Annotated in this window: 26 protein-coding genes and 2 pseudogenes; 9 read left to right on the top strand and 19 right to left on the bottom strand. The window is 70.7% G+C overall.

Annotated features, from left to right (window positions below; translation table 11 throughout):
• Positions 1-54: 54 nt before the first annotated feature.
• From ACIRB7_RS25435 to ACIRB7_RS25425, 3 genes are all read right to left on the bottom strand, one after another.
• Positions 55-2844 (bottom strand): ATP-binding protein, encoded by a 2790-nt coding sequence (locus tag ACIRB7_RS25435; RefSeq protein ID WP_403602862.1) that lies wholly within the window; start codon positions 2842-2844, stop codon positions 55-57.
• A 235-nt stretch (positions 2845-3079) separates the two neighbouring features.
• Entirely contained in the window at positions 3080-3403 is a 324-nt protein-coding gene (locus ACIRB7_RS25430; RefSeq protein ID WP_015036221.1) for an STAS domain-containing protein, read from the bottom strand.
• 127 nt (positions 3404-3530) lie between these two features.
• On the bottom strand, positions 3531-4379 hold the full coding sequence (locus tag ACIRB7_RS25425; protein ID WP_351215280.1) for a 3-hydroxyacyl-CoA dehydrogenase family protein: 849 nt from the start codon (positions 4377-4379) through the stop codon (positions 3531-3533).
• A gap of 223 nt (positions 4380-4602) precedes the next feature.
• Between ACIRB7_RS25425 and ACIRB7_RS25420 the strand changes: the two genes are divergently transcribed.
• From ACIRB7_RS25420 to ACIRB7_RS25410, 3 genes are read left to right on the top strand one after another with little or no spacing between them, the layout of a single operon-like run.
• On the top strand, positions 4603-5517 hold the full coding sequence (locus ACIRB7_RS25420) for an EamA family transporter (protein WP_403602859.1): 915 nt from the start codon (positions 4603-4605) through the stop codon (positions 5515-5517).
• Positions 5514-6341 carry a hypothetical protein gene (locus ACIRB7_RS25415; RefSeq protein WP_403602857.1) on the top strand — a complete coding sequence of 276 codons (828 nt, stop codon included), beginning with the start codon at positions 5514-5516 and terminating at the stop codon, positions 6339-6341. Before ACIRB7_RS25420 ends, ACIRB7_RS25415 begins: the two co-directional genes overlap by 4 nt.
• Before the next feature lie 49 nt (positions 6342-6390).
• On the top strand, positions 6391-7539 hold the full coding sequence (locus tag ACIRB7_RS25410; RefSeq protein WP_403602854.1) for a cysteine desulfurase family protein: 1149 nt from the start codon (positions 6391-6393) through the stop codon (positions 7537-7539).
• Here ACIRB7_RS25410 and ACIRB7_RS25405 read toward each other — a convergent pair.
• Entirely contained in the window at positions 7518-8156 is a 639-nt protein-coding gene (locus ACIRB7_RS25405; protein WP_403602852.1) for a TetR/AcrR family transcriptional regulator, read from the bottom strand. The genes ACIRB7_RS25410 and ACIRB7_RS25405 overlap by 22 nt on opposite strands.
• Before the next feature lie 105 nt (positions 8157-8261).
• Here ACIRB7_RS25405 and ACIRB7_RS25400 point away from each other — a divergent pair, with 105 nt between their 5' ends.
• Genes ACIRB7_RS25400 through ACIRB7_RS25390 form a run of 3 tightly spaced genes read left to right on the top strand, consistent with a single transcriptional unit; the run spans position 8262 to position 10401 of the window.
• Positions 8262-9035: an ABC transporter ATP-binding protein gene (locus ACIRB7_RS25400; RefSeq protein ID WP_403602850.1), complete on the top strand. Its 774-nt coding sequence runs from the start codon at positions 8262-8264 to the stop codon at positions 9033-9035.
• A gap of 30 nt (positions 9036-9065) precedes the next feature.
• On the top strand, positions 9066-9815 hold the full coding sequence (locus tag ACIRB7_RS25395; RefSeq protein WP_403602848.1) for an ABC transporter permease: 750 nt from the start codon (positions 9066-9068) through the stop codon (positions 9813-9815).
• Positions 9816-9828: 13 nt separating this feature from the next.
• Entirely contained in the window at positions 9829-10401 is a 573-nt protein-coding gene (locus tag ACIRB7_RS25390) for a cob(I)yrinic acid a,c-diamide adenosyltransferase (protein ID WP_403602846.1), read from the top strand.
• On the opposite strand, the gene ACIRB7_RS25385 is transcribed toward ACIRB7_RS25390, so the two are convergent.
• The gene (locus ACIRB7_RS25385; protein ID WP_403602844.1) at positions 10321-10953 is read right to left on the bottom strand and encodes a hypothetical protein; all 633 of its coding nucleotides are present in this window, start codon (positions 10951-10953) and stop codon (positions 10321-10323) included. The two genes, ACIRB7_RS25390 and ACIRB7_RS25385, sit on opposite strands and share 81 nt — an antisense overlap.
• 151 nt (positions 10954-11104) lie before the next feature.
• On the opposite strand from ACIRB7_RS25385, the gene ACIRB7_RS25380 reads away from it, so the two are divergent.
• The 3 genes from ACIRB7_RS25380 (at position 11105) to ACIRB7_RS25370 (ending at position 14924) form a co-directional block, all read left to right on the top strand.
• Complete coding sequence (locus ACIRB7_RS25380; RefSeq protein ID WP_403602842.1) at positions 11105-12310, top strand: sensor histidine kinase; 1206 nt, start codon at positions 11105-11107, stop codon at positions 12308-12310.
• Positions 12307-12951 (top strand): response regulator, encoded by a 645-nt coding sequence (locus ACIRB7_RS25375; RefSeq protein WP_403602840.1) that lies wholly within the window; start codon positions 12307-12309, stop codon positions 12949-12951. Before ACIRB7_RS25380 ends, ACIRB7_RS25375 begins: the two co-directional genes overlap by 4 nt.
• Before the next feature lie 125 nt (positions 12952-13076).
• Entirely contained in the window at positions 13077-14924 is a 1848-nt protein-coding gene (locus ACIRB7_RS25370; RefSeq protein WP_403602838.1) for a glycosyl hydrolase family 18 protein, read from the top strand.
• Positions 14925-15011: 87 nt separating this feature from the next.
• On the opposite strand, the gene ACIRB7_RS25365 is transcribed toward ACIRB7_RS25370, so the two are convergent.
• The 14 genes and pseudogenes from ACIRB7_RS25365 to ACIRB7_RS25300 all read right to left on the bottom strand — a co-directional run.
• The gene (locus ACIRB7_RS25365) at positions 15012-15458 is read right to left on the bottom strand and encodes a DUF2550 domain-containing protein (RefSeq protein ID WP_403602836.1); all 447 of its coding nucleotides are present in this window, start codon (positions 15456-15458) and stop codon (positions 15012-15014) included.
• Between the two features lie 143 nt (positions 15459-15601).
• The gene (locus tag ACIRB7_RS25360; protein WP_024761909.1) at positions 15602-15976 is read right to left on the bottom strand and encodes a F0F1 ATP synthase subunit epsilon; all 375 of its coding nucleotides are present in this window, start codon (positions 15974-15976) and stop codon (positions 15602-15604) included.
• A 111-nt stretch (positions 15977-16087) separates the two neighbouring features.
• A complete protein-coding gene (gene atpD, locus ACIRB7_RS25355; RefSeq protein ID WP_403602834.1) occupies positions 16088-17530 on the bottom strand; it encodes a F0F1 ATP synthase subunit beta in 1443 nt (480 codons plus the stop codon).
• Positions 17530-18447 carry a F0F1 ATP synthase subunit gamma gene (locus ACIRB7_RS25350; protein ID WP_403602832.1) on the bottom strand — a complete coding sequence of 306 codons (918 nt, stop codon included), beginning with the start codon at positions 18445-18447 and terminating at the stop codon, positions 17530-17532. The genes atpD and ACIRB7_RS25350 overlap by 1 nt, the downstream gene beginning before the upstream one ends.
• A 20-nt stretch (positions 18448-18467) precedes the next feature.
• Positions 18468-20066, bottom strand: a complete 1599-nt coding sequence (atpA, locus tag ACIRB7_RS25345) for a F0F1 ATP synthase subunit alpha (RefSeq protein ID WP_403602830.1) — start codon at positions 20064-20066, stop codon at positions 18468-18470.
• 162 nt (positions 20067-20228) lie between these two features.
• Positions 20229-21044, bottom strand: coding sequence for a F0F1 ATP synthase subunit delta (locus ACIRB7_RS25340; RefSeq protein WP_403602828.1), 816 nt, complete (start codon positions 21042-21044; stop codon positions 20229-20231).
• A complete protein-coding gene (locus tag ACIRB7_RS25335; RefSeq protein ID WP_351215312.1) occupies positions 21041-21586 on the bottom strand; it encodes a F0F1 ATP synthase subunit B in 546 nt (181 codons plus the stop codon). Before ACIRB7_RS25335 ends, ACIRB7_RS25340 begins: the two co-directional genes overlap by 4 nt.
• A 41-nt stretch (positions 21587-21627) precedes the next feature.
• On the bottom strand, positions 21628-21894 hold the full coding sequence (gene atpE / locus ACIRB7_RS25330) for an ATP synthase F0 subunit C (protein ID WP_055599282.1): 267 nt from the start codon (positions 21892-21894) through the stop codon (positions 21628-21630).
• Between the two features lie 94 nt (positions 21895-21988).
• The gene (gene atpB, locus ACIRB7_RS25325; RefSeq protein WP_351215316.1) at positions 21989-22798 is read right to left on the bottom strand and encodes a F0F1 ATP synthase subunit A; all 810 of its coding nucleotides are present in this window, start codon (positions 22796-22798) and stop codon (positions 21989-21991) included.
• A 222-nt stretch (positions 22799-23020) separates the two neighbouring features.
• Complete coding sequence (locus ACIRB7_RS25320) at positions 23021-23434, bottom strand: hypothetical protein (RefSeq protein ID WP_403602825.1); 414 nt, start codon at positions 23432-23434, stop codon at positions 23021-23023.
• A gap of 261 nt (positions 23435-23695) precedes the next feature.
• Entirely contained in the window at positions 23696-25009 is a 1314-nt protein-coding gene (locus ACIRB7_RS25315) for an MraY family glycosyltransferase (protein WP_351215320.1), read from the bottom strand.
• Positions 25010-25127: 118 nt separating this feature from the next.
• Positions 25128-26375 (bottom strand): serine hydroxymethyltransferase, encoded by a 1248-nt coding sequence (gene glyA / locus ACIRB7_RS25310; protein ID WP_403602822.1) that lies wholly within the window; start codon positions 26373-26375, stop codon positions 25128-25130.
• Between the two features lie 85 nt (positions 26376-26460).
• A pseudogene (locus ACIRB7_RS25305) lies at positions 26461-26565 on the bottom strand (protein-tyrosine-phosphatase); the annotation flags it as partial.
• A 105-nt stretch (positions 26566-26670) separates the two neighbouring features.
• Positions 26671-26766: pseudogene (locus tag ACIRB7_RS25300) on the bottom strand (protein-tyrosine-phosphatase); the annotation flags it as partial.

Below are 26766 nucleotides of genomic sequence, written 5' to 3'. Positions count from 1 at the left end.
CCGTACGTCGGTACGTCGCTACGTGTCCGTACGTCGGTACGTGTCGTACGTCGGTCAGGCGGGTGTCTCCGGGGCGGTGGAGTCGCCCGAGGCGGACGGGCTGTCGAGCGAGGTGGAGGCGGAGTTGCTGGGAGCCTCCGCCGTCGTCGACGAACTGCTCGGGGTCGGCGTCGCGGTCTCCGTGGGCGGCTCGGTCGTCGGCGGCGGGGTCGTCGACGACGAGTTCGGCGGCTTGGGCGTCGACGACGAGGGCGACGGTCTCGTGGTCGTCGGACGCGGCCCGGTCGTCTTGGTGGGGTTCGACGGCGGGGCCGTCGTCTCCGTGGGAGCTGTGGGTGCCGTGGTGGTCGTGGGGCTGTCCGAGGACGACGGGGTGCCGGACGTGGTGGAGGCGGCCGGGCTCGACGGGTCCGACGTCGACGTGCTGTCGGAGCCGGACGGGCTCGGGGAGCCGGAGTGGGTGGGGTCGCCGGTCTCGCCCGGCCTGCCCCCCTCGCCCTCCGCCGGCGCCTCCTCGCCGTCCAGGCCGTCGTCGGTGGCGCCCTCGGTGGCCGTGCTGTCGGAGGTGACGCGGTTGGTGGCCGGGTCCTCGCCGTTGCCGGAGGTGGCGCCGAGGGTCACGACGGTGCCAAGGACGGCGACGAGGAGTGCGCCCGCGCCGACAGCGGTGAGGTTGCGGCGGGCGCCGTTGAGGATGCCGCCCCGCAGGCCGGCCCGACCGCGGCCGCCGGCGGTGTCGGGACGGGCGACGAGCGTCGGCCCCTCGTCGGCGAAGGCGGCGAAGTCGGGGAAGTCGGGGAACGCGGGGACCGGGGCGGCCGCCGGGGGCCGTCCGGCGCCGCCGGGCAGCGGGGACGTCCGTACGGGCCCGCCCGGCAGCGGCGCGGTGACGGGCTCCGGCACCTGCCGTACGGGGAGGGCGGCCGGCTTGCGCAGGGCGGGGGTGCCGCGCGGCGGGGATACGGGCTCCTCGGCGTGGGCCGCGGCCGGGGTGCCATGCTCCCCCGAGAGGTCGGAGACGAGGGCGAGCGCCCTGCGACCCGCGACCGTGCCGCGCTTGTCGGCGAGCACACCGCGCAGGGCGATGGAGGCCTCCAGCTCGGCGCGGGCCCGCTCCAGGCTGCCGGTGCAGAGGGCGAGGACGCCGAGTTCGTGGTGGAAGTACGCCTCCTCGGCGACCTCGCCGGTGAGCCGGGCGGCCTCCTGTCCGGCGCGCAGGGCACGCTCCCAGGCGCCCCAGTGCAGCCCGGCGGCGAAGGCGGGCGCGGCGGCGCGGGCGAGCAGGAGGGCGGTGGCGCGGTGCTCGGCGGTGACGTCGGCGCCGCTCCCGGCGCCGGTCCCGGCGTCGGCTCCGGTACCGGCTCCCGCCCCCTTGGCACCTCGTGCACCGGCCCCTGTTCCCGTCCCGGCTCCGGCTCCGGCTCCGGCGACGAGGACGGTCAGGGCGGCGAGGAGGGCGTCGGACTCGGCGACGGCCCGCTCCGGGGTGACGGAGGGGTGGGCGGTCCACCAGGCGTAGTGCTGGGCGACCGTGTGGGCGCGCTCGGCGGCCTCGGTCTCGTACCCCTGGGCGAGGAGCTGGGTGAGGACCCCGGTGGCGAGCCGGTAGCGGGGTCCGACCGGGGAGAGCAGGCCGCAGGCCCTGAGTTCGCCGAGGGCGGCGTCGGCGTGGGTGTCGCCGACCAGGGCCGGCAGATGGGCTTGGTGCGGGACCTCGCCGCCGAGGGCGACGGCGAAGCGGAGCGTGGTCTGGGCGGAGCGGCTGAGCCGGGAGGCGAGCAGGGCGGCGGGGGCCGCGCCCTCGCCGAGGCTCGGGAGGGGTATCTCGCGGAGTTCGACGTCGGGGTCCTCGATGCCGTCGAAGGCGGCGGCCGCGGCGGCCGCGGCCGCGTCGGGGTCGGTCGGCCCGAAGGCCTCTTCGAGGGCGCCGAAGGCGTCGAACTCGGCGGGGGTGACGCGCAGCCGGTCGCGCTGGCGGAGCAGGGCCCCGGCCTGGACGAAGCGGAGCGGCAGGCCCTCGGACTCGAACCAGAGGTCGCCGGCCCAGTTGGCCTCGTCGTCGGTGAGGGTGCGGCCGACGGCGCTCTCCAGGAGCTTCAGGGCGGCGCCGCGGCCGAGGCCCGCGAGGTGGAGTTCCTCGACGTGGGCGTCGGGCGAGGGGGCGGGGACGTCGGGCCCCGCGGCGAGGAGGAAGGCGCACTCGGGGGCGGCGGCGAGGAGTTCGTCGAGGGCGGCGCCGCCGAACTCCAGGTCGTCGACGACGACGACGGCACCGACGTCACGGAGCCGGTCGAGGAGGCCGTCGCGGCCCGGCCGGTGGTCGGGGGCGTACCGCACGGCGGCGAAGAGCTCGTGGAGGAGCTCGGCCGGGGTGCGGTGGTGGCCGGAGAGCCGGACGACGCCGTCGGGGGCGAGCCCGGCGCAGTCGGCGGCGACCGCGTCGAGGAGGGCGGTGCGGCCGGATCCGGCGGGACCGGTCAGGCGGGCGGAGCGGCCGCGGCCGAGGATGCCGGTGAGGCGCTCGCGTTCCTCCTGGCGTTCGAGGAGGGGCAGCTCGGGCGCGGTGGGTCCCGGCGGGACGGGCGGGGCGGCGGCGCGGGCGGCCTCGGCGCGTTCCTCGGGGGTACGGGGGCGGGAGGCGGCGGGTTCCTGTCCGGGCGGGCAGGGTTCGACCTCGCTGCCGTCGACGGGGTTGACGGTGACGAGCAGGTCGCCGGAGACGAGCCGGACGACCCGGGCACGCGCGGGTGCGGGGGCCGGGGCGGGGGTGCCGCGCCCCTGGCGGGTGTCGTCGCCTTCGGACTCGTGTCCGTACTCCTCCGGCGCCCGGTTGATCGGGTCCATGGTCAAGCCCCCAAGAAGCGGTGTCCGGTGCCCGCCGGGTGGGTCCGTCAATGTGCAGGCGACCGAACCCTAGACCGTGGTCAGGCGCTCGGGAACAGGTGGGGTCCCCGGGAGACCAAGACGTCACGGTCTTGTGAGGATTGAGCGTGACGCCGGGTTCACACAGCTGCTTCACACAGCTGGTGCACGCGGCTGCTGCACGCGGCTGCTGCCCAGAGGCGGGAGCCTCGGAGGCTCACACCCGGGGCAGGGACTCCAGGGCGAGGCCGCCCTCGATGGCGAGGATGCGGTGCAGCTTGGTGGCGACGAGCAGCCGCTGCATCTGCGGCGGCACCCCGCGCAGGACGAGCCGCCGGCCGCAGCGGCCCGCCCGCCGGTGGGCGCCCATGATGACGCCGAGCCCGGTCGCGTCCCACGAGTCGAGGCCGGTCAGGTCGAGTACCAGGTCGCCGACTCCGTCGTCGACTGCCGAGTGCAGGACCGTACGGGCGTCCGCCGCGCTACGGACGTCGAGGCGGCCCCCGACGACCAGCTCGACATGATCGCCCCTGATGTGCATATACGCTCCCCGAGAGTGCTCCGTCTTCGCAACAACTGACTGCCACACCGGCAGAAGCGTTGCGCCTTGTCAGCGAACCGGTACCGAAATTCACCCCACGGGGTGAGGGCGGGATGGCGGGCCGGGCTCAGTACTTGTAGTAGCCCTGCCCGCTCTTGCGGCCGATGTCACCCGCGTCCACCATCCGGCGCATCAGCTCCGGCGGCGCGAACTTCTCGTCCTGGGACTCGGTGTAGATGTTGTTGGCGGCGTTCACCAGGATGTCGATGCCGGTGAGGTCGGCCGTGGCGAGCGGGCCCATGGCGTGGCCGAAGCCGAGCTTGCAGGCGATGTCGATGTCCTCGGCGGTGGCGACGCCCGACTCCTGGAGCTTGGCGGCCTCGACGACGAGGGCGGCGATGAGCCGGGTGGTGACGAAGCCGGCGACGTCGCGGTTGACGACGATGCAGGTCTTGCCGACGGACTCGGCGAACTCCCGGGCCGCGGCGAGGGTCTCGTCGCTGGTCTTGTAGCCGCGGACGAGCTCGCAGAGCTGCATCATCGGGACCGGGGAGAAGAAGTGGGTGCCGACGACGGCCTCGGGGCGCCCGGTCACCGCGGCGATCTTGGTGATCGGGATCGCGGAGGTGTTGGAGGCGAGGACGGCGCCGTCCTTGGCGACCTTGTCGAGCGAGCGGAAGATCTCGTGCTTGACGTCGAGGTTCTCGAAGACGGCCTCGACGACGATGTCGGCGTCGGCGACGGCTTCGAGCTCGGTGGTGGCGGTGATCCGGCCGAGCGCGGCCTCGGCGTCGGCGGCGTCCAGCTTGCCCTTGGCGACGAACCGGTCGTACGACGCCTTGATGCCGTCGGTGCCGCGGGTGAGGGCGGCGTCGGTGACGTCACGCAGGACGACGTCCCAGCCCGCCTGGGCCGAGACCTGCGCGATTCCGGACCCCATGAGTCCGGCCCCGATGACGGCGAGCTTCCTGGCCACGATGTTCCACCCCTTTAACGCATGTTCACTTCTGGCTCTCCGGCGGAGATTAGCGGTCGGGGGGCGTGATGTGACCGCGAAGTAATGCGCGTCACGCCTTGTTTGACGGACGTCACACTCACAGCACCCCGTTCGGGTGCCCCCACGGGCGCCGTATACCCCTGGGGGGTATATAGTCGAGTGCACCTTGTCCGGCGGTCGTCGTCCGAGAGGAGCTGCCGTCATGCGTCCGTACGCCCTGGAAACCACCCCCGCCCCGCTGCTCCTGCTGACCGGCATGGTCAGCCTCCAGTTCGGCTCCGCCTTCGCGAAACGGCTCTTCGAGGAGACCGGTCCGACCGGAGCGACCCTGTTACGGCTGCTCATCGCCGCCGCCCTGCTCTGTCTGCTCTCCCGGCCCGCGCCCCGCCTCCTCCTCCGTCACCGGCGGCTGCTGCTCCCCTACGGGGCCGTCTTCGCCGTGATGCAGTTCGCGTTCTACGAGGCCACCTCACGGCTTCCGCTGGGGGTCGTGGTGACCCTGGAGTTCAGCGGGCCGCTGCTGCTCGCCGCCCTCACCTCGCGGCGCGCGCTCGACCGGCTCTGGGTGGCGCTCGCGGGCATCGGCCTGCTCGTCCTCGGCGGCACGAAGGGCATGGACGACCCGGTCGGCCTGGCCGCGAGTCTGCTCACCGGAGCGGCGCTCACCGGCTACATCCTGCTCGGCGCCCGGGTCGGCAGGGCCGTCCCCGGCGGCTCCGGACTCGCCCTCGGCCTGACGGTGGCCGCCGTCCTCGCGCTGCCCACCGCCCCCGCCCTCGGCCTCCCCTCCCCCGGCGTCCTGCTCGATCCGGGGGTACTGGGGTTCGCGTTCGCGGTGGCCGTCCTGACGACCGTGGTGCCGTTCTCGCTGGAGTTCGCCGCGCTGCGGCGGCTGCCGCCGCGGGTCTTCGCCGTCCTGTCGACGGTGGAGCCGGTCATCGCGGCCCTGGTCGGGCTCGCCCTGCTCGGCGAGCGGCTCTCGTGGGTCCAGTGGGCGGCCGTGCTCTGCGTGGTGGGCGCGGCCGTCGGCACGGGCCGGGCCGCGGACATGTCACCCGACCCGCCGCTAGCACCGTCCGATCGATCCCCGTCCCGGAAGAACGGAGTGCCGTTATGACCAGCAGCACGACCAGCCCCACCCACCCGACGCGCACGACCAGCCCCACCCGCACGACGCACACGACCAACCCGCCCGCGCGCCGGACCCGCGAGGTCCCGGCCCGGGTCGCGCCCCTCCTGGAGACCGTCTCCACCACGTCCCGCTCGGCGCTCCTCGTCGCGGGCGGCTACTTCGACACGACCGCCGGCATCGGCGCGTTCTCGCTGAACTCCTTCGCCCTGGCCCAGGAGACCGGCGCGGCCGCCCGCCGACTCCACCGGGGCAACAAGGTCCTGTACGACGTCATCGTCAACGACCTCGGCATGTCCTGTTCCACCGACTTCTGTACGCTGCCGGCGGCCGGCCCCGCCGAGACCGACCTCTCCCCGCTCACCGCCGCGGCCGCCGAGGCCGGAACGGCCTTCACCGTCACCCGCGAGCGGAACCTGCGCAACCGCGCCGCACGGTCGATGAAACGGTGGCTCCGCGAGCCCGCGGCCGAGCCCCTCTTCGCCCGGGACGGGGACGAGATCGTCTTCCGCTCCCGCCAGTACGAGAAGGTGCTCGCCGGTGTCGTCAAGGGCGACCACGTCGTGCCGCGCTGCCCGCTGATCGTCGCCGAGTACTTCGCCCGCTACTTCGCCCGGCTGCGGGCCTTCCCCGACTGCGCCCACCGCCATGTCGTCGACATCAACTCGCTCGCCGACCGGGACAAGGTGACCAAGGGCGCCGAGATCTACCTCCGCACCCTGGGCGCGCCCGGGGACGAGATCGTGCTGGTCTTCGCCGACGCGGCCTGCGCCGATCCGCTGGCCCTGACCTACACCGCGTACGACTTCTGACCACCCGCCTTCCGACCACCCGTCACAGCGGAACAGGGAGAGAACCGGCATGGCCACGATCTATCTCGACCACCAGGCGACCACCCCGATGGACCCGGCGGTCGTCGAGGCGATGAACTTCGCCGCCACCCACTGCTACGCCAACCCGTCCAGCCCGCACGCCGCCGGCATCCGCGCCTTCCGCGAGGTCGAGCGGGCCCGGGGCGCGGTCGCCCGGCTCATCGGCGCCGGGCGCAGCGAGATCTACTTCACCTCCGGCGCGACGGAGGGCAACAACCTGGCGATCAAGGGGGTGGTCCGTCCGGACGGGCGCCGCCATGTGGTGACGACGGCGGTGGAGCACAAGTCCGTGCTCGACACCTGCCGTTCGCTGCGCGAGGCGGGGCACGAGGTGACGGTGCTGCCCGTCGACGGCGAGGGCCGGGTCGACCCGGGGCAGGTGGCGGCGGCGCTGCGGCCGGACACCGCGCTGGTGTCGGTGATGCTCGCGAACAACGAGGTCTCCACCGTCCAGCCGGTCGCCGAGATCGGCGCGCTGACCCGGGCGGCGGGCGTCCCGCTGCACTGCGACGCGACCCAGGGGGTCGGCTCGCTGCCGGTGGACGTACGGGCCCTCGGGGTCGACCTGCTGACGTTCTCCGGGCACAAGATCTACGGCCCGAAGGGCGTCGGCGTCCTGTACGTCTCCAACCGGCTCTCGGACCGGGCGCCCCTGGTGCCGCTGCTGCACGGCGGCGGCCAGGAGCGGGGGCTGCGCGCGGGCACGCTCAACACCGCCGCCGTCATCGGCCTCGGCGCGGCCGTCGGGGTGCTCGCGGCGGGCCGGGAGGAGGAGGCGGTGCGGCTCGCGGGGCTGCGGGGCCGGTTCCTGACGGAGCTGGCGCACCTGGTCCCGTACACGCTCAACAGCGGTACGGGGGCGGGCTTCCTGCCGCACGCGGTGAACCTGTCGTTCGCGGACGTGGACGCGCAGCAGGTGCTCCTGGAGGTCGCAGACCTCGCCGTGTCGACGGGTTCCGCCTGCAACAGTTCGGCGCAGGAGCCCTCGCACGTCCTGCGGGCGATCGGGCTGCCGCCCGAGCGGATCCGGGGCAGCGTCCGGATCGCGTTCGGCCGCTTCAGCACGGAGGCGGAGGCGGTCCGCGCCGCCCACGCGCTGGCGGCGGTCGCCGCCCGTCAGCCCTCCCGTACCGCGTAGGTCAGCACCCTCTCGCTCAGCAGCTCCTCGATCTCGTCGAGGAGCACGAGCGCCTCGCGGGAGACGGTCGTCGCCCCGCCTCCGGCGGTCATCGCGCGGGTGATGTACCCGACGACGGCGTTCTCGACCCAGGTGAGCTGCCCGCCGACGAGCAGCGGCAGGGGGTCGTCGGCGGGCGCGCCGGTCTCCTCGCGGAGGGTGGCGACGACGGCGTCCTGGACCTGCTGCTGTACGTGGAAGAGCCGGGCCTTGAGGGTGGGGGCGTGCTCGATGACGTTCATGAAGGCGTCGAAGCCGTCCATGAGTCCGTACGCGGGGGAGACGGCGCCGATGTCCTGGCGGAGTCCGCGCAGGACGGCTTGGGCGGCGGATTCTCCCTTGTCGCGGCCGCGGATCATCCGGGCGAGGCGCTGGGTGACGCCGTCCATCCGGTCGAGGAAGAGGTCCTCCTTCGCCGGGAAGTAGTTGTAGACGGTGTTGACGGAGAGGTCCGCCGCCTCGGCGACGTCCGCGACGGTCACCTGCGCGAAGCCGTGTTCGAGGAAGAGCCCGGTCGCGATGTCCGAGATCCGCTGCTTCGTCTCGCGCTTCTTGCGTTCCCTGAGTCCCTCGGCCATGCGCTCATCCTAGGCTCCCTGAAAGTTCGATGGCTCTCCATTTTTGGCTACACATAAAACTTGGGGACGTTGCAAAATTTCAGTCACTCTGTTTCTGTAGTCGCCATGCCCATCATCAGCACGGCCGGGCTCGCCCGGACCTTCTCGACCAAGAACGGCCCCGTGGAGGCCGTCCGCGGGATCGACCTGACCGTCCGGCCCGGCGAGATCCTCGGACTCCTCGGACCCAACGGCGCCGGAAAGACCACCACCCTCCGGATGCTCACCACGCTCCTGCCGCCCACCGCGGGCGCCGCCACCGTCGCGGGACACGACCTCGTACGGGACCCCGCGGCCGTACGCCGCCGCATCGGGTACGTCGCCCAGTCCGGCGGCCTCGACCCGCAGGAGACCGTCCGCTCCGAGCTCGTCACCCAGGGCAGGCTCTACGGCATGAACCGGGCCCGCGCGACGGCCCGCGCCGAGGAACTCGCGGCCGACCTCGGGCTCACCGACCTCCTCGACCGCGCCACCCCCGCGCTCTCCGGCGGCCAGCGCCGACGGCTCGACCTCGCGATGGGACTCACCCACCGGCCCGAGGTCCTCTTCCTCGACGAGCCGACGACCGGGCTCGACCCCGGCAGCCGCGCCGACCTCTGGGACCTGGTGCGGCGGCTGCGCGACGAGTACGGCACCACCGTCGTCCTCACCACCCACTACCTGGACGAGGCCGACGCCCTCGCCGACCGCCTGGTGATCGTGGACAAGGGCGCCGTCGTGGCCGAGGACAGCCCCGCCGCCCTCAAGGCCGCCCACGGCGCGGCCACCCTCCAGGACGCGTTCCTCGCCGTCACCGGGCGCGGCCCGGCCCCCGTCGACACCACGCCCGTAGCCGTCTAGCCCGTGCCCCGCAGCCCCCAAGGACACCCGATGCTTCTCCGTGACACCGCGCTCCTCTTCGGGCGCTACGCCCGCCAGACCCTGCGCTCCCCGTTCCAGATCTTCTTCGGCGTCCTCATGCCGCTGCTCTATCTGCTCTTCTTCGGGCCGCTGCTCACCGGCCTCCCGCTGGGCCGCGAGGGCGACTCCTGGCAGATCCTCGTCCCCGGCCTGCTGCTCCAACTCGGGCTCTTCGGCGCCTCGTTCGCCGGGTTTTCGATCATCATGGAGAAGAACTGGGGCGTCTTCGACCGGATGCGGGTCACGCCGGTGAGCCGGCTCGCCCTGCTGCTCGGCCGGGTCCTGCGGGACGCCGCGCTCTTCGTCTTCCAGGCGGTCCTGCTCGTCCTGGTGGCCCTGCCGATGGGGCTGAGGGCGCCGCTCGCCGGGATCCTGATCGGCTTCGGCTTCGTCGCCCTGCTCTCGGTGGCGCTCGCCTCGCTCTCGTACGCCCTCGCGCTGAAGCTGCGCACCCCGCAGGAGTTCGGCCCCGCGATCAACACGCTCGCGATGCCGGCGATGCTCCTCTCGGGCCTGATGCTGCCGATGACGCTCGCCCCCGGCTGGCTCGACGTGCTCTCGCGCTTCACGCCGTTCCGCTATCTGGTGGACGCGGTCCGGGAGGCGTACATCGGCCACTACACGACCCCCACCCTGCTGTACGGGGTCCTCGTCGCCCTCGCGGTGGCAGCGCTCGCCGTGACAGTGGGCACACGCACGTTCCGGAGCGCCGGAGCGTAACTAGGCTGGACCCATGGTCAATCTGACGCGCATCTACACCCGTACCGGCGACCAGGGCACCACGGCGCTCGGCGACATGAGCCGGACCGCCAAGACGGATCTGCGGATCTCGGCCTACGCCGACGCCAACGAGGCGAACGCCGCCATCGGTACGGCGATCGCCCTCGGGCAGCTGGACGAGGAGGTCGCGAAGGTCCTCGTCCGGGTCCAGAACGACCTCTTCGACGTGGGCGCGGACCTCTGCACGCCGGTGGTGGAGGATCCGAAGTATCCGCCGCTGCGGGTGGAGCAGTCGTACGTCGACAAGCTGGAGGCCGACTGCGACCGTTTCCTGGAGGAGCTGGAGAAGCTGCGCTCCTTCATCCTCCCGGGCGGCACGCCCGGCGCGGCCCTGCTGCACCAGGCGTGCACGGTGGTCCGGCGGGCTGAGCGGTCCACCTGGGCGGCCCTCGAGGTCCACGGGGAGACGATGAACGCCCTGACCGCCACGTACCTCAACCGCCTGTCAGACCTGCTCTTCATCCTTGCGCGTACGGCCAACAAGGAGGTCGGGGACGTGCTCTGGGTCCCGGGCGGGGACCGCTGAACCCTCACGTGAGGCGCCGTGCGGGGCCTTCTTCGGCCAGATCGCGTAGCTGAGCGCGATCAGGCCGTGGATGCCCACCGCCCGGCAGGCGATGAAGATCCAGTCGCGCAGCCCGTCGGTGTTCCCGTCGTCGCCGACGTACCACATCGCCAGGAGCAGCAGGCCCGAGGCGACGGCGCCCGCGACCACCGAGCCGAGCCAGATCGCACCCTCGTGGCGCGCGCGGGCCATCCCGTACTTCGGCGGCTTCGGGGGCGGCGGGGCGCCGCCGAAGCGGTGCGCGGCGTGGCCGTCGAGCCACTTCACGGTGCGGTGGCCGTGCCCGACGGTGTAGCCGATGTAGAGGGCGGCGACGCCGTGCTTCCAGCTGGGGTCGGCGCCGTTCTTCAGGTCGATCGCCGTGACGACGAGGAGCAGGACCTCCAGGAGCGGCTCGCACAGGAGGAGCGCGACACCCGTCCGGGGCATCTTCAGGAGGTAGCGGGCGGCGAGTCCGGCGGCCAGCAGGACCCAGAAACCGATTTCGCAGATGACGATCAGCGTGACGATCACGACGGTTCCCCTTTCGATCCCCCTCAGCGTCCCGTGGCTTTCGGCGGCGTTCGTCGTCGCCGGTGACGAAACGCGTCTACATCCTTCGACGGAGGGGCGGATCGACCCGGACGAGGAGGTCACGGCGCCGACGCCCGTGTTGGATGAGTACGTGACACTCGCACGGCTCCCCCGCCCGCACCGCGTCGACCTGCTGATCGCCTTCTGCGGTCTCGCCGGCGGCCTGCTCCTGTGGTCGTTCGGTCTCTACGTGACGCACGACCACGTCTTCGGACAACGGTGGGCGACGCTGATCCCGCTGACCGTGATGGCCGCGACGGAGGCCCTGCGCCGTACCGCACCGCGGTTCGCCCTCGTCGTCGCCACCCTGGCGATCGCCGGCGACCAGCTCACCCACGGCAATCTCGCCACGGTCCTGATGTTCACGGACGTGGTCTACGCGGCGGTGGTGTACGGCTCCCCCGGCCTGGCCCGGCGCGTCCCGTACACCACGGCGTTCGTCACCGTCGCGACCACGGGCGTCCTCCTGGTCTGGTGGCAGAACGCGATCGCGCTGCTCGTGGGCGCGCTCACCGGCATGATCTCCTTCCTGCCCGCGGTGACCGGCTCGATCGTGCGCAACCACCGGAACGCGGCGGACGCCGCCCGGCTGCGCGCGGAGCAGACGGCGCTGCTCGCCGAGATGGACCGGGCGCAGGCGGTGGTGGCGGAGCGGGCCCGGATGGCGCGCGAGCTGCACGACATGGTGGCGAACCACCTCTCGGCGATCGCGATCCACTCGACGGCGGCGCTGTCGCTCGACGAACCGGCCACCACCCGGCAGGCGCTCACCGTGATCCGGGAGAACAGCGTGGCGGGCCTGACGGAGATGCGGCGGCTCATCGGGCTGCTGCGGGAAAGCGGCGCGGAGACGGAACCGGCCGCCGCGCCCACACTGGCCGGCCTCGACGCGCTGGTCGCGCAGGCGGGGGCGAACAGCGGCCCCGCCGGGCTGACCTTCGCCCTGGACGACACCCGGGAGACGACCGGAGGACTTCCGGCGCCGGTGGAGCTGGCCGCGTACCGGATCGTGCAGGAGTCGCTGACGAACGCGCTCAAGCACGCGGCCCCCGGCGAGGTGCGGGTCACGCTCGCGCAGGGGCCGGACTCGCTCTCCGTACGGGTGACGAGTCCGTACGGGGAGCGCCCGGGGCCGACCGCGCCCGGGTCGGGCGCCGGTCTGGTGGGGATGCGGGAACGGGTGGCCCTGCTCGACGGGGTCTTCGAGGCGGGTCCGGTGCCGGACGGCGAGGGTCACAAGCGTTGGCGGGTACGGGCGGAGCTGCCCATGGACAGGAACGACGGGGAGCGGGCATGACGGTGCGGGTGGTGGTCGCCGACGACCAGAGCGCGGTACGGGCGGGGCTCGTCCTCATCCTGGGCAGCGCGCCGGACATCGAGGTGGTCGGGGAGGCGGCGGACGGGGAGCGGGCGGTGGAGCTGGCGCGCGAGCTGCGGCCGGACCTGGTCCTGATGGATGTGCAGATGCCCCGGATGGACGGGGTGACGGCGACGGGGATCGTGGTGACGGAGGGGCTCGCGGACGTGCTCGTCCTGACCACGTTCGATCTGGACGAGTACGTCTTCGGGGCGCTGCGGGCGGGGGCGTCCGGCTTCCTGCTGAAGAACGCGGAGGCGGGGGAGCTGATCGAGGCGGTACGGACGGTGGCGCGCGGCGAGGGTCTGATCGCCCCCGCGGTGACCCGGCGGCTCATCGCGGAGTTCGCGGCGCCGAGCCGGCCCGCGCGGAAGGCGGATCCCGGGGTGCTGACGTCGCTGACGCCCCGGGAGCGGGAGGTGCTGGCCGCGCTCGGCCGCGGTCTGTCGAACGCGGAGATCGCGGTGCGGCTCGACATGGCGGAGGCGACGGTGAAGACGCACGTCAGCAAGGTGCTGGGGAAGCTGGAGCTGCGGAGCAGGGTCCAAGCGGCGGTCCTCGCGCAGGAGTTGGGCGTCTGAGGAGACGGCGGCGACGTTGGTCTGGACCTCTTGACGATTGGTCCAGACCTTCCTACGCTCTCGGGGCGCGCGCATCTCCACGGACCACCCCCACCCCATGTCCGTCCGCAACTTGAGGAGCACCGTTGAGCACTCAAGCACCGACGCGCAGAACAGGGTTCAGACACCGGGCCGCCGCCGGACTGACCGCCCTGATCCTGCCCCTGGCCGCCATGGTCGGCCTCGCCACCCCCGCCGAAGCCGCCACCTCGGCCACCGCCACGTACACCAAGACCCAGGACTGGGGCACCGGATTCGGTGCCAACTGGACCATCAAGAACACCGGCACCACCACCATCAGCGCCTGGACCGTCGAGTGGGACTACCCCGCCGGCACCTCCGTGACCTCCGCCTGGGACGCCACCGTCACCAGCTCCGGCACCCACTGGACCGCCAAGAACGTCGGCTGGAACGGGACCCTCGCCCCCGGCGCCTCCGTCTCCTTCGGCTACAACGGCGCCGGCCCCGGCGCCCCCACCGGCTGCAAGATCAACGGCGCGGCCTGCGACGGCACCAGCCAGCCCGGCGACAACGCCCCCTCGGCCCCCGGTGCCCCGACCGCCTCCGCCATCACCGACACCTCGGTGAAGCTGACCTGGACCGCGGCCACCGACGACAAGGGCATCAAGAACTACGACGTCCTCCGCGACGGCGCCAAGGTCGCCACGGTCACCGGTCTCACCCACACCGACCAGGGCCTGACCGCCGGCACCGACTACAGCTACACGGTCGTCGCCCGCGACACCATCGACCAGACCGGCCCCGCCGCAGGACCGGTCGCCGTCCGCACCACCGGCGGCGGTGGCGGCCAGCCGAACCCCAACGCCGTGAAGATGGGCTACTTCACCAACTGGGGCGTCTACGGCCGCAACTACCACGTGAAGAACATCGTGACCTCGGGCTCCGCGTCCAAGATCACCCACATCAACTACGCCTTCGGCAACGTCACGGGCGGCAAGTGCACCATCGGTGACGCCTACGCCGACTACGACAAGGCCTACACCGCCGACCAGTCCGTCGACGGCGTCGCCGACACCTGGGACCAGCCGCTGCGCGGCAACTTCAACCAGCTGCGCAAGCTGAAGAAGGCCTACCCGAACATCAAGATCCTCTGGTCCTTCGGCGGCTGGACCTGGTCCGGCGGCTTCGGCCAGGCCATGCAGAACCCGACCGCCTTCGCCCAGTCCTGTTACGACCTGGTCGAGGACCCGCGCTGGGCCGACGTCTTCGACGGCATCGACCTGGACTGGGAGTACCCCAACGCCTGCGGCCTCTCCTGCGACACCAGCGGCCCGGCCTCGTTCAAGAACATGATGCAGGCCATGCGCGCCAAGTTCGGCACCAACAACCTGGTCACCGCGGCCGTCACGGCCGACGCCTCCGCCGGCGGCAAGATCGACGCCGCCGACTACGGCGGCGCCGCGCAGTACATGAACTGGTTCAACGTCATGACGTACGACTTCTTCGGCGCCTGGGCGGCCAAGGGCCCGACGGCCCCGCACTCCCCGCTCACCTCGTACGCCGGCATCCCGCAGGCGGGCTTCAACTCCGCCGAGGCGATCGCCAAGTTCAAGGCGAAGGGCGTCCCCGCCAACAAGCTGCTGCTCGGCATCGGCTTCTACGGACGCGGCTGGACCGGCGTCACCCAGTCCGCCCCCGGCGGTACGGCGACCGGCCCGGCGGCCGGCACCTACGAGCAGGGCATCGAGGACTACAAGGTCCTCAAGAGCTCCTGCCCCGCCACCGGCACCGTCGCGGGCACGGCGTACGCCCACTGCGGCAGCAACTGGTGGAGCTACGACACCCCGGCCACGGTCACGTCCAAGATGAGCTGGGCGAAGAACCAGGGCCTGGGCGGCGCGTTCTTCTGGGAGTTCAGCGGTGACACCGGCAACGGCGAACTCGTCGGCGCCATCAACACCGGCCTGAAGTAACCCGGCCTGAAGTAACCCCGCCCCGAAAAGCGAGAAGCGGGGGACGGCGCAGCACGCCGTCCCCCGCTTCTTCACGCCTGAGGCGACTCAGGCGACGTTCACCCTCTGGCCCGGAGGCGCCGCCTCCAGCCAGGCCATGAAACCGGTCCGCGCGTCCTCGCTCATCGCGAGCTCCAGACGCACACCCTCGTACATACAGGGCTGGATCACCGCGTCGGAGAGCAGCGCGAGCTCCTCCTCGCCCTCCGGCGACCGGCGCTCCAGGGCCACGATCGACGAGCGCTCGAGGACCCGGCGCGGGCGGGGCGAGTACGAGAAGACCCGGAACCAGGCGATCTCGTCACCGCTGTAGCGGGCGACGCCGTACACCCAGCCCTTGCCGCTCGGATCCGGATCGTCCGGGACGTTCCAGTGCAGGGAACAGTCGAAGGTGCCGCCGGCACGCTGGATCAGCCTCCGGCGCAAGCCGAAGACGAAGAGCCCGATCACCACCAGTGCGACGACCAGGCCGCACACGAGCAGAGCGAGGAACATCTTCACCGACCTCCTCGCTGCGTCCCGTAGCCGGCATCACCGGCAGAACCGAATACAACCTGCATCTGCATCGCCTCAGCCGCGGCACGCTCCGGAAAATTCCGGACCGTGCCGCGGCTGAGGGCACTACTCGGCGCGGACCGTCAGCGGACCGCTACCGCGCGCAGCCGGACATCGGCGCGCCGCTCGGCGGCGGCGTCGGAGTCCGACTTCGCACGCTCCAGCGCGCGCTCGGCGCGCTGGGCGTCGATCTCGTCCGCCAGCTCGCAGATCTCCGCGAGCAGAGACAGCTTGTCGTCGGCGAACGAGATGAATCCACCGTGGACGGCGGCGACGACGGTCGCGCCCTCGCTGGTACGGATGGTCACCGGGCCCGACTCCAGCACACCGAGCAGCGGCTGGTGGCCGGGCATGACGCCGATGTCGCCGGAGGTGGTACGCGCGATGACCAGGGTGGCCTCGCCGGACCAGACACTCCGGTCCGCGGCGACCAGCTCGACGTGCAGCTCAGCAGCCAAGGGTGGCTCCTCGGGTCACCACCCGGCGGTCGTGCCGGGTGTTGGGGTCAATTCTAGTGGGCGTGGTGAGAGGGGCGGGACAGGTCCCGCCCCCCTCGGGTGGCGCGAGGCTCAGGAGACGCCGAGTTCCTTGGCGTTGTTCTTGAGGTCCTCGATGCCACCGCACATGAAGAACGCCTGCTCGGGGAAGTGGTCGTACTCACCGTCGCAGATCGCGTTGAACGCGGAGATCGACTCGTCGAGCGGAACGTCCGAACCGTCCACACCGGTGAACTGCTTCGCCGCGTGGGTGTTCTGGGACAGGAATCGCTCGACACGGCGGGCGCGGTGGACAACGAGCTTGTCCTCCTCGCTCAGCTCGTCGATACCGAGAATCGCGATGATGTCCTGGAGGTCCTTGTACTTCTGCAGGATTCCCTTGACGCGCATGGCGGCGTCGTAGTGGTCCTGCGCGATGTAGCGCGGGTCCAGGATCCGGGACGTGGAGTCCAGCGGGTCCACGGCCGGGTAGATGCCCTTCTCGGAGATCGGACGGGAGAGAACCGTCGTCGCGTCGAGGTGGGCGAAGGTGGTGGCCGGAGCCGGGTCGGTCAGGTCGTCCGCGGGGACGTAGATCGCCTGCATCGAGGTGATCGAGTGACCACGGGTCGAGGTGATGCGCTCCTGGAGGAGACCCATCTCGTCGGCCAGGTTCGGCTGGTAACCCACCGCGGAGGGCATACGGCCGAGCAGGGTCGACACCTCGGAACCGGCCTGGGTGAAGCGGAAGATGTTGTCGATGAAGAACAGCACGTCCTGCTTCTGCACATCGCGGAAGTACTCCGCCATGGTCAGACCGGCGAGGGCCACGCGCAGACGGGTGCCCGGGGGCTCGTCCATCTGGCCGAAGACCAGCGCGGTCTTGTCGAGAACGCCGGCCTCCTCCATCTCGACCATCAGGTCGTTACCCTCACGGGTACGCTCGCCGACGCCCGCGAAGACCGACACACCGTCGTGCAGCTTGGCCACACGGACGATCATTTCCTGGATCAGAACGGTCTTGCCGACACCGGCACCACCGAACAGACCGATCTTTCCACCCTTGACGTACGGGGTGAGAAGGTCGACGACCTTCAGGCCGGTCTCGAACATCTCGGTCTTGGACTCGAGCTGGTCGAAGGCCGGGGCCTTGCGGTGGATCGTCCAGCGCGGCGCGTCGGCCACGGTGGACTCGTCGTCGTTCAGCACCTGGCCGAGCGTGTTGAACACGCGACCCTTGGTGACGTCGCCGACCGGGACGGTGATGCCCGTGCCCGTGTCGGTCACCGGGGCCTGGCGGACCAGACCGTCGGTGGGCTGCATGGAGATGGCGCGGACGACGCCGTCACCGAGGTGCTGGGCGACCTCGAGGGTCAGCGTCTTGGTCGCGCCCTCCACGGTCGGGTCCATGACCTCGACGTGCAGCGCGTTGTAGATCGCCGGCATCGCGTCGACGGGGAACTCCACGTCGACGACCGGGCCGATGACCCGGGCGACGCGGCCCGTGGCGGCGGCCGTCTCAACAGTGGTCGTCATTACTTGTCACTCCCCGCGGTCGCGTCGGCCAGGGCTGCGGTGCCACCGACGATCTCGCTGATTTCCTGGGTGATTTCGGCCTGGCGGGCCGCGTTGGCAAGTCGGGAGAGATTGTTGATCAAGTCTCCCGCGTTGTCGGTCGCCGACTTCATCGCGCGGCGCGTGGCGGCGTGCTTGGAAGCAGCCGACTGGAGCAGCGCGTTGTAGATACGGCTCTCGACGTACCGGGGCAGCAGGGCGTCGAGGACGTCCTCCGCCGACGGCTCGAAGTCGTACAGCGGGCGGAGCGTGTCCGACTCGCCTGCCTCCTTCGCCACCTCGTCGAGGCTGAGGGGCAGCAGCCGGGCCTCGACCGCCGTCTGCGTCATCATCGAGACGAACTCGGTGTAGACGATGTGGAGCTCGTCCACGCCGCCCTCGGCCGTGTCCTGCTCGATCGCCTCGATCAGCGGTGCCGCGATCGTCTTGGCGTCGCCGTACGACGGCTGGTCCGTGAACCCGGTCCACGTACCGGCCAGCTTCCGCTCGCGGAAGTTGTAGTGCGCGATGCCTCGACGGCCGACGACGTAGACGGTGACCTCGCGGCCCTCGCCCTCGAGCTTCGCCGTCAGCTTCTCCGCCGCCTTGATGGCGTTGGAGTTGAATGCGCCGGCCAGACCGCGGTCGCTCGAGAGGAGCAGGACCGCGGCACGGATCGGGTTCTCCGCCTCGGTGGTCAGCGGGTGCTTGTCATTGGCACCCGTGGCCACCGCCGTGACCGCGCGGGTCAGCTCGGTCGCGTACGGAGTCGACGCCTGTACCTTGCGCTGCGCCTTGACGACACGCGAGGCGGCGATCATCTCCATCGCCTTGGTGATCTTCTTCGTCGCGGTGACGGATTTGATGCGACGCTTGTAGACCCGGAGCTGAGCTCCCATGAGTCAGGTCCCTTCCGTCGTCACTTCGAGACGTTGACGGCGGCAGGAGCGTCCTCGCCCAGCAGCTTGCCGTCAGAGGTCTCGAACTGCTTCTTGAACTCCGCGATCGCGTCGGCGACGGACTGCAGCGTGTCGTCCGACATCTTGCCGCCCTCACGGATGGAGGTCATGAGACCGGAGTGGCTCTGGCGGAGGTACGCCAGGAGCTCGGCCTCGAAGCGGCGGATGTCGGCCACCGGGACGTCGTCCATCTTGCCGGTGGTGCCGGCCCAGACGGAGACGACCTGGTTCTCGGTGGGCATCGGCTGGTACTGAGCCTGCTTGAGCAGCTCGACCATGCGCTGTCCACGCTCCAGCTGCGCCTTGGAGGCCGCGTCCAGGTCGGAACCGAAGGCAGCGAACGCCTCCAGCTCACGGAACTGGGCGAGGTCCACACGGAGGCGACCGGAGATCTGCTTCATCGCCTTGTGCTGGGCGGAGCCACCGACACGCGAGACCGAGATACCGACGTTCAGGGCCGGACGCTGGCCGGCGTTGAACAGGTCGGACTCCAGGAAGCACTGGCCGTCGGTGATGGAGATGACGTTGGTCGGGATGAACGCCGACACGTCGTTCGCCTTGGTCTCGACGATCGGGAGACCCGTCATCGAACCGGCACCGAGCTCGTCCGAGAGCTTCGCGCAGCGCTCGAGGAGACGCGAGTGCAGGTAGAAGACGTCACCCGGGTAGGCCTCACGGCCCGGCGGGCGGCGCAGCAGCAGGGACACGGCGCGGTAGGCGTCGGCCTGCTTCGACAGGTCGTCGAAGACGATCAGGACGTGCTTGCCCTGGTACATCCAGTGCTGACCGATGGCGGAGCCGGTGTACGGCGCCAGGTACTTGAAGCCGGCCGGGTCGGACGCCGGGGCGGCGACGATCGTCGTGTACTCGAGCGCGCCGGCCTCTTCCAGGGCGCCGCGAACGGACGCGATGGTCGAGCCCTTCTGGCCGATGGCGACGTAGATGCAGCGGACCTGCTTGTTCACGTCGCCCGAGCGCCAGTTGTCACGCTGGTTGATGATCGTGTCGACGCACAGCGCGGTCTTGCCGGTCTGACGGTCACCGATGATCAGCTGACGCTGGCCACGGCCGACCGGCGTCATGGCGTCGACGGCCTTGTAACCGGTCTCCATCGGCTCGTGCACCGACTTACGGGCCATGACGCCCGGGGCCTGCAGCTCGAGGGCGCGGCGGCCCTCGGTCGCGATCTCGCCGAGACCGTCGATCGGGTTGCCGAGCGGGTCGACGACGCGACCCAGGTATCCCTCACCGACACCGACGGAGAGGACCTCGCCGGTGCGCTGCACCGACTGCCCCTCCTCGATGCCGCTGAACTCGCCGAGGACGATCGCGCCGATCTCGCGCTCTTCGAGGTTCAGCGCGAGACCCAGGGTCCCGTCCTCGAACTTCAGCAGCTCGTTCGCCATGGCCGAGGGAAGACCCTCGACCTTCGCGATACCGTCACCGGCCAGGCTGACCGTGCCGACCTCCTCGCGCGAGGCCGCGTCCGGCTGGTACGACTGGACGAAGTTCTCCAGTGCGTCCCGGATCTCCTCCGGCCGGATCGTGAGCTCCGCCATCTGGGTTCCCTGCTCTCCTTGTTGGGCCCGAAGTTTCTTAAGGGGTCTGGGGGCCGACCCCCAGGAATCTTCTGCAATCTCTGCACGGCCCAACCGGGCCGCAGGTGGTGCTGTGATGCTGTGATGCCTTGTGCTGTGATGCCTTGTGCCGGGGTGGCTGCCTCAGCCGGCCAGTCGACGGGTCGCCTCGTCGAGGCGCTCCGCGATGGACCCGTTGATGACCTCGTCGCCGACCTGCACGGTGATCCCGCCGAGGACCGCCGGGTCCACGTCCAGGTTCAGGTGCATCTCGCGGCCGTACAGCTTGGCGAGGACGGCACCGAGGCGCTGCTTCTGCTGGTCCGACAGCGGCACCGCCGAGGTGACGACGGCGACCATCCGGTTCCGGCGCGCCGCGGCGAGCTTGGACAGGGACTCGAGTCCCGCTTCCAGGCTACGTCCCCGGGGCTGGGTCACCAGACGGACGACCAGGCGCTCGGTGGTCGCGTGGGCCTTGCCGCCGAGCAGGCTGCGGAGCAGCGCGCCCTTGGCGGTGGCCGTGGCGGCCTTGTCCGTCAGCGCCGAGCGGAGCTCGGGGCTGGAGGACACGATCCGGCCGAACCGGAACAGCTCGTCCTCGACGTCGTCGAGGGCGCCCGCCTTCTGCGCCGCGGTGAGGTCGGCGGTGTTCGCCAGCTCCTCGGCCGCGTCGACCAGGTCACGCGAACGCGACCAGCGGGAACGCACCATGCCGGACATCAGGTCGACGGTCGCGCCGCCCACCTGACCGCTCAGGAGTCGCTGCGCGAGCTCGGCCTTGGCCTCACCCGACTGCGCGGGGTCGGTCAGGACCCGGCGCAGCGACACCTCACGGTCGAGCAGCACGGTGACTGCGGCCAGCTCGTCCGCGAGCTTCGTCGCGTCGGCCGACGTGTTGTCGGTCAGCGCGTCGAGGGACTCACGGGCGGCGGACATTGCCTCGCGGCTCGCTCCGTTCATCGGACCGCCTCGGCCTTCTCCTCGAGCTCGTCGAGGAAGCGGTCGATGGTGCGGCTCTGACGGGCGGTGTCCTCGAGGGACTCGCCGACCAGCTTGCCGGCCAGGTCGGTGGCGAGCTTGCCCACGTCCTGGCGCAGCGACGCAGAGGCGGCCTTGCGGTCGGCCTCGATCTGCGTGTGACCGGCCGCGATGATCTCCTCGCGCTGGCGCTGGCCTTCCGCCTTCATCTCCTGGATGATCGCGGTGCCCTGCTCCGTCGCCTCCTGGCGAAGACGCGCGGCCTCGTGGCGGGCCTCGGCGAGCTGGGCCTTGTACTGCTCCAGCACACTCTTAGCCTCGATCTGGGCCGACTCGGCCTTCTCGATGCCACCCTCGATGGCCTCGCGACGCTGCTCCAGAACCTTGTTGATGTTCGGGAGGAGCTTCTTGGCGAGGAAGCCGAAGACGATGACGAAGGCGATCAGGCCGATGACGAGCTCGTCGAGATGCGGGAGCAGAGGAGGCTGGGGCTCCTCCGCTGCCGCAAGAAGCAGAGCGTTCACATCAGTGCCTTCCGTAAAAAGAATCGGGCAGTCGGTCCGGCTTACTGGTAGACGAAGCCCATGACGATGCCGATGAGGGCGAGCGCCTCACAGAAGGCGAAGCCCATGATCTGGTTGGTGCGGATCAGACCGGCGGCCTCGGGCTGGCGGGCGAGGGCCTGCGTACCGTTACCGAAGATGATGCCGACGCCGACGCCGGGGCCGATGGCCGCGAGGCCGTAGCCGATGGACGCGACGTTGCCGACGAGGGTGGTCTTGGCGGAGTCACCGGGGGCGGCGAGGTTGACCAGTTCGAGAGCAGCGGACATGCCGTTACTTCCTTCTCTTTCAATGACCCGGTGGGGGTTGGCCACCGGACGACTGTTGGATTGGGGGTGAAGCTACGATCCGGGACGGATCGGCTCAGTGGTGCTCGGAGAGCGCGCCCTGGATGTAGCTGCAGGACAGGAGCACGAAGACGTACGCCTGGACGGCCTGGATGAAGAGCTCGAAGGCGGTCATCACGAGGACCATCACGAACGAGGCGCCGGCGTAGACGAAGCCCAGGCCGTTCATGAGGTACCAGGTGGCCAGCGAGAACATCACGATCAGCAGGTGACCGGCGAACATGTTCGCGAACAGTCGCACCGCGTGGGTGAACGGCCGGATGAGGAGGTTCGAGAAGAACTCCAGGACGACGACCATCGGGAGGATCGCACCGAGGGACTTGTCGTAGCCGACGATGTTCTTCCAGCCACCCACGAAGCCGTGCTTCTTGAAGGTGAGCGAGATCCACATCACGTACACGATCAGCGCGAGACCGGCCGGGAAGGCGATCAGCGAGGTGACCGGGAACTGGGCGAGCGGAATGATCGACCAGAGGTTCATGATCCAGACGAAGAAGAACAGCGACACCATGAAGGGGACGTACTTCTCGCCGTCCTTCTTGCCGATGATCTCGTAGACGATGCCGCGGCGTACGAAGTCGTAACCGGCCTCGCCGACCATCTGGAGCTTGCCGGGGATCAGCTTGGGCTTGCTGAAGGCGGCCCAGAAGAACCCGACGATCACGATGGAGCCGAGGATGGCGAGCAGCATCGGCTTGGTGAGCTCGATGCCGGCCACCGTCGCGACGGGCTCGTACATGAACGTGTGCAGGCCCGGCGCCGGGAAGCCACATCCACTGAAGATGTGGCAATCCGGGTCGAAGGCAAGCGTCTGGTCAGCACTCACCGCGGGCTCCTTCAGCGTGGCGCATGGGTACGGCAACCTCGATGTGTCGGCGCGGCACGCAGCCGCGGGTCGGCACTGGACTGGTCTTACGGATAAGGGGGCGGCGGTTCGGCATCGAGCCTCGCGCTGGGACAGGCGTCTCGGATGCCCGCGCCCGCAGTGCCGCAGTTGGCACCGGACGATAGCAGGAAGCCGAACGCGGCTTTATCCCGGGCCTACCCTTCACGACTTCGACCCCGTGTTCCCGGGGTCGATGTAGGTGATCTTGGCCTTCATGTACGCCCGGGCCTGTGCGGCGACCCACACCACGGTCGCCGCGAGCAGGGTGAAGGCGAAGGCCTTGAAGTCGAACAGCGTCGTGTTCTTGAGCAAGGCCAGGAAGATGAAGAGCACCAGCAGCTGGGCCGTGTAGAGCATGAGCCCCATGGCCTGGAAGAGGTGCGGGAAGGACTTCGCCGTCCGCTGGAGGACCAGCTGCCCGATCCCCATGAAGAGGAGGACCACCAGGGTGCCGACGACGGCTCCGATCGCACCCTTGCCACCGGCGACCACCCCGCTGATGACCGTGGCGACGACGCCGACGGCTGCGGTGGGTACGGCGGTGTGCACAAGGATGCGTGCGTCGTTGGACGGCATGGCGGTGTCTCCGCTTGCTGAAGGGGGCGATGGTGCGTCGTGGACGAGCGTATGCCCGGTCCGAGGTGGGTCTCGGGGCCAACAGACCGTCGCACTACGGTCTTTCGGCTCTGGCGCCGGGTCTCGTGAACCGTATCACAAACTATTTGAATAGGTCTTTACCCAGAAGGTGTGCCAACTGTCACACATGAGAGTTACTCCGCGCGTGTGTGCGCGACAGGAAGGCACCTTGTCTGGTATTCGCCGCGGTTGCGGCTTTCGTCAACTTGGCGTTCCGGCCTTCCGCCGGTCCGTGAAGCGCGCGCGGTTGCCGATGGCCGTGGAGCCGTGGAGCCCGGCCGGCACCGGAATCCGCTCCTCCTCGGCCTCGACGGGCTCCGGGACGGCCTCCACGACGGGAATCCGCTTGCGGCGCCGGTAGCGGGGCGGTACGACCGACTCGGCCCAGCGGGGGGCCCGCGGCGTGAAGCGCGGCAGCAGGAGCAGCACCAGACCGATCGCGCTCAGCCCGACGACACAGAGGACGATCCACATCGAGGCCGAGTGGACCGAGTACGCCAGCGTCCCGAAGGCGATCAGGGCCGACCAGAAGTACATGATCAGCACCGCGCGGCTGTGCGAGTGCCCGATCTCCAGGAGCCGGTGGTGCAGGTGCCCGCGGTCGGCCGCGAACGGCGACTGGCCCTTCCACGTACGGCGCACGATCGCGAGGACCAGGTCCGCCATCGGGATCGCGATGATCGTCAGCGGCAGCAGCAGCGGGATGAAGACCGGCAGGGCGGCGTGCGTGGCCTCACGGGTGGAGCCCTCGAAGATCTTCAGCGCGTCCGGGTCGACCTGGCCGGTGATCGAGATGGCGGAGGCCGCCAGGATCAGACCGATCAGCATCGAGCCCGAGTCGCCCATGAAGATCCGCGCCGGGTGCATGTTGTGCGGCAGGAAGCCGAGGCACATGCCCATGAGGATGACGGTGAAGAGCGTCGCGGGGGCGGCGGCCTCGATCGTGTAGCCGTACCAGAGGCGGTAGGCGTACAGGAAGAAGGCGGCGGCGGCGAGGCAGACCATGCCGGCGGCGAGACCGTCGAGACCGTCGACGAAGTTGACGGCGTTGATGGTGAGGACGACCAGGGCGACGGTCAGGAGCGTGCCCTGCCAGGGGGTCAGGGAGACCACGCCGACGCCCGGGATCGGCAGCCACAGGATCGTCAGACCCTGCGCGACCATGACGCCCGCGGAGATCATCTGCGCGCCCAGCTTGATCAGGGCGTCCAGTTCGAACTTGTCGTCCAGGACGCCGATCAGCCAGATCAGGGCGGCACCGGAGAGCAGCGCGCGGGGCTCGTTGGAGAGCTCGAAGACGCTGTTCAGGTTCTGCAGGTGGTCGGCGACGAGGAGTCCCGCGCACAGCCCGAAGAACATGGCGATGCCACCGAGCCGCGGAGTCGGTTCTCGGTGTACGTCGCGGGCGCGGATCTCCGGCATCGCCCCGGTCGCGATGGCGAACTTCCGCACCGGACCGGTGAGCAGATAGGTCACCGCGGCCGTGACACAGAGCGTCAGCAGGTAATCACGCACGGGCTGCCCCACAGGAATCGCTGGCCATCTCAGCCCCACACCCTAGCCGTGCCGTCCATGTGCTTGGAGACACCCGGGGGCGCCGAACGGTTGCGTTCGGGTTTTCCGCGATCTTCCCTCAGCGCCCATACGGGGGAAAACGTGCGGTCAGCGCCCGTACCTCCGCCCGTACGCGGGCGGTCTCCCCGGCGTCGTCGCGTAGCGCGGCGGTGAACAGTGCGGCAATTCTGGCCATCTCGGGGGTGCCCATGCCCTGCGTGGTGACGGCCGCCGTGCCGAGCCGGATGCCGCGCGCGTCCCCGTGGGGCAGGGCGCAGGTGTCGAGGACGATGCCGGCGGCGGCGAGGCGGGTGCGGGCGGTGCGGCCGTCGATGCCGAGGGGCGAGGGGTCGGCGGTGATGAGGTGGGTGTCGGTGCCGCCGGTGGTCAGCGCGAAGCCCTCGGCGGCGAGCGCGGCCGCGAGGACCCTGGCGTGCTCGACCACCTGATGGGCGTACGCGGTGAACGCCGGGGTGGACGCCTCGCCGAAGGCCACCGCCTTCGCCGCGATCGTGTGCATCTGGGCGCCGCCCTGGGTGAACGGGAACACCGCGCGGTCGATCCGCCCCGCGAGGTCGTCGCCGCAGAGGATCATTCCGCCCCGCGGGCCCCGCAGCACCTTGTGGGTGGTGGCGCAGACCACGTCGGCGTACGGGACGGGGCTGGGGGCCGCTCCCCCGGCGACCAGGCCGATGGGGTGGGCGGCGTCGGCGATGAGATAGGCGCCGACCTCGTCGGCGATCTCGCGGAAGATCGCGTAGTCGAGGTGGCGGGGGTAGGAGATGGAGCCGCACACGATCGCCTTGGGGCGGTGGTGGCGGGCGAGCGCGGCGACCTGCTCGTAGTCGACGAGCCCGGTCTCGGCGTCCACGCCGTACGGGACGAAGTCGAACCAGCGGCCGGAGAAGTTCGCGGGGGAACCGTGTGTGAGGTGCCCGCCGTGGTTCAGGCCCATCGCGAGCACCGTGTCACCGGGCCTGAGAAGGGCCGCGTACGCCGCCAGGACGGCCGAGGAGCCCGAGTGGGCCTGGACGTTCGCGTGGTCGGCGCCGAAGAGCGAGGTGGCCCGCTCCACGGCGATCCGCTCGGCGGCGTCGGCGTACGCGCAGCCGCCGTGGTGACGGGCGCCGGGATAGCCCTCGGCGTACTTGTTGGCGAGCGAGGAGCCGAGGGTGGCGAGCACGGCGGGCGAGGTGAAGTTCTCGGCGGCGATCAACTGCAGGCTGTCGGCCTGCCGCCGCGCCTCGCCGAGCAGCACGTCGGCGACCTCCGGGTCCTGCCGACGCAGGACGTCGAGTTCCTCGGCGGGTGGAGCGGTGACCGACATGTCACCAATGTAGGCACCGGAACCCCACCCCGCCCGCCGAAGCGCGAGAGCCTCAGTCGCGCGCCCGTACGCCCGCGTGGTGGCGTCAGTCGCGCGCCCGTACGCCCGTCAGTGCCGTCACCACCGGGTCCAGCGCCTGGTTGATCTCGTCGCCGATCGAGCGGAAGAAGGTGATGGGGGCGCCGTACGGGACCCAATCCCCGACGCGCCCCTCGCACCGCTCGGCCCCGAGGGGCCTCCCGGGTATCGGGCCGCTGCGTCGGACTCCGTCCGCCGGACCGCCACCCGGCAGACCTCAGTCGCGCGCCCGTACGCCCGTCAGTGCCGTCACCACCGGGTCCAGCGCCTGGTTGATCTCGTCGCCGATCGAGCGGAAGAAGGTGATGGGGGC

The sequence above is a fragment of the Streptomyces sp. NPDC093795 genome (genome assembly GCF_044764665.1).
Taxonomy (GTDB): Bacteria; Actinomycetota; Actinomycetes; order Streptomycetales; family Streptomycetaceae; genus Streptomyces.
This window is presented reverse-complemented; position numbering and strand designations above follow the sequence as displayed.

Excerpts from the sequence above, each read along its gene's own strand:
- ACIRB7_RS25435 (WP_403602862.1), bottom strand. The coding sequence starts at position 2,844 with ATGGACCCGATCAACCGGGCGCCGGAGGAGTACGGACACGAGTCCGAA.
- ACIRB7_RS25430 (WP_015036221.1), bottom strand. The coding sequence starts at position 3,403 with ATGCACATCAGGGGCGATCATGTCGAGCTGGTCGTCGGGGGCCGCCTC.
- ACIRB7_RS25420 (WP_403602859.1), top strand. The coding sequence starts at position 4,603 with ATGCGTCCGTACGCCCTGGAAACCACCCCCGCCCCGCTGCTCCTGCTG.
- ACIRB7_RS25415 (WP_403602857.1), top strand. The coding sequence starts at position 5,514 with ATGACCAGCAGCACGACCAGCCCCACCCACCCGACGCGCACGACCAGC.
- ACIRB7_RS25410 (WP_403602854.1), top strand. The coding sequence starts at position 6,391 with ATGGCCACGATCTATCTCGACCACCAGGCGACCACCCCGATGGACCCG.
- ACIRB7_RS25405 (WP_403602852.1), bottom strand. The coding sequence starts at position 8,156 with ATGGCCGAGGGACTCAGGGAACGCAAGAAGCGCGAGACGAAGCAGCGG.
- ACIRB7_RS25400 (WP_403602850.1), top strand. The coding sequence starts at position 8,262 with ATGCCCATCATCAGCACGGCCGGGCTCGCCCGGACCTTCTCGACCAAG.
- ACIRB7_RS25395 (WP_403602848.1), top strand. The coding sequence starts at position 9,066 with ATGCTTCTCCGTGACACCGCGCTCCTCTTCGGGCGCTACGCCCGCCAG.
- ACIRB7_RS25390 (WP_403602846.1), top strand. The coding sequence starts at position 9,829 with ATGGTCAATCTGACGCGCATCTACACCCGTACCGGCGACCAGGGCACC.
- ACIRB7_RS25375 (WP_403602840.1), top strand. The coding sequence starts at position 12,307 with ATGACGGTGCGGGTGGTGGTCGCCGACGACCAGAGCGCGGTACGGGCG.
- ACIRB7_RS25365 (WP_403602836.1), bottom strand. The coding sequence starts at position 15,458 with ATGTTCCTCGCTCTGCTCGTGTGCGGCCTGGTCGTCGCACTGGTGGTG.
- atpD (WP_403602834.1), bottom strand. The coding sequence starts at position 17,530 with ATGACGACCACTGTTGAGACGGCCGCCGCCACGGGCCGCGTCGCCCGG.
- ACIRB7_RS25350 (WP_403602832.1), bottom strand. The coding sequence starts at position 18,447 with ATGGGAGCTCAGCTCCGGGTCTACAAGCGTCGCATCAAATCCGTCACC.
- atpA (WP_403602830.1), bottom strand. The coding sequence starts at position 20,066 with ATGGCGGAGCTCACGATCCGGCCGGAGGAGATCCGGGACGCACTGGAG.
- ACIRB7_RS25340 (WP_403602828.1), bottom strand. The coding sequence starts at position 21,044 with ATGAACGGAGCGAGCCGCGAGGCAATGTCCGCCGCCCGTGAGTCCCTC.
- atpE (WP_055599282.1), bottom strand. The coding sequence starts at position 21,894 with ATGTCCGCTGCTCTCGAACTGGTCAACCTCGCCGCCCCCGGTGACTCC.
- ACIRB7_RS25320 (WP_403602825.1), bottom strand. The coding sequence starts at position 23,434 with ATGCCGTCCAACGACGCACGCATCCTTGTGCACACCGCCGTACCCACC.
- glyA (WP_403602822.1), bottom strand. The coding sequence starts at position 26,375 with ATGTCGGTCACCGCTCCACCCGCCGAGGAACTCGACGTCCTGCGTCGG.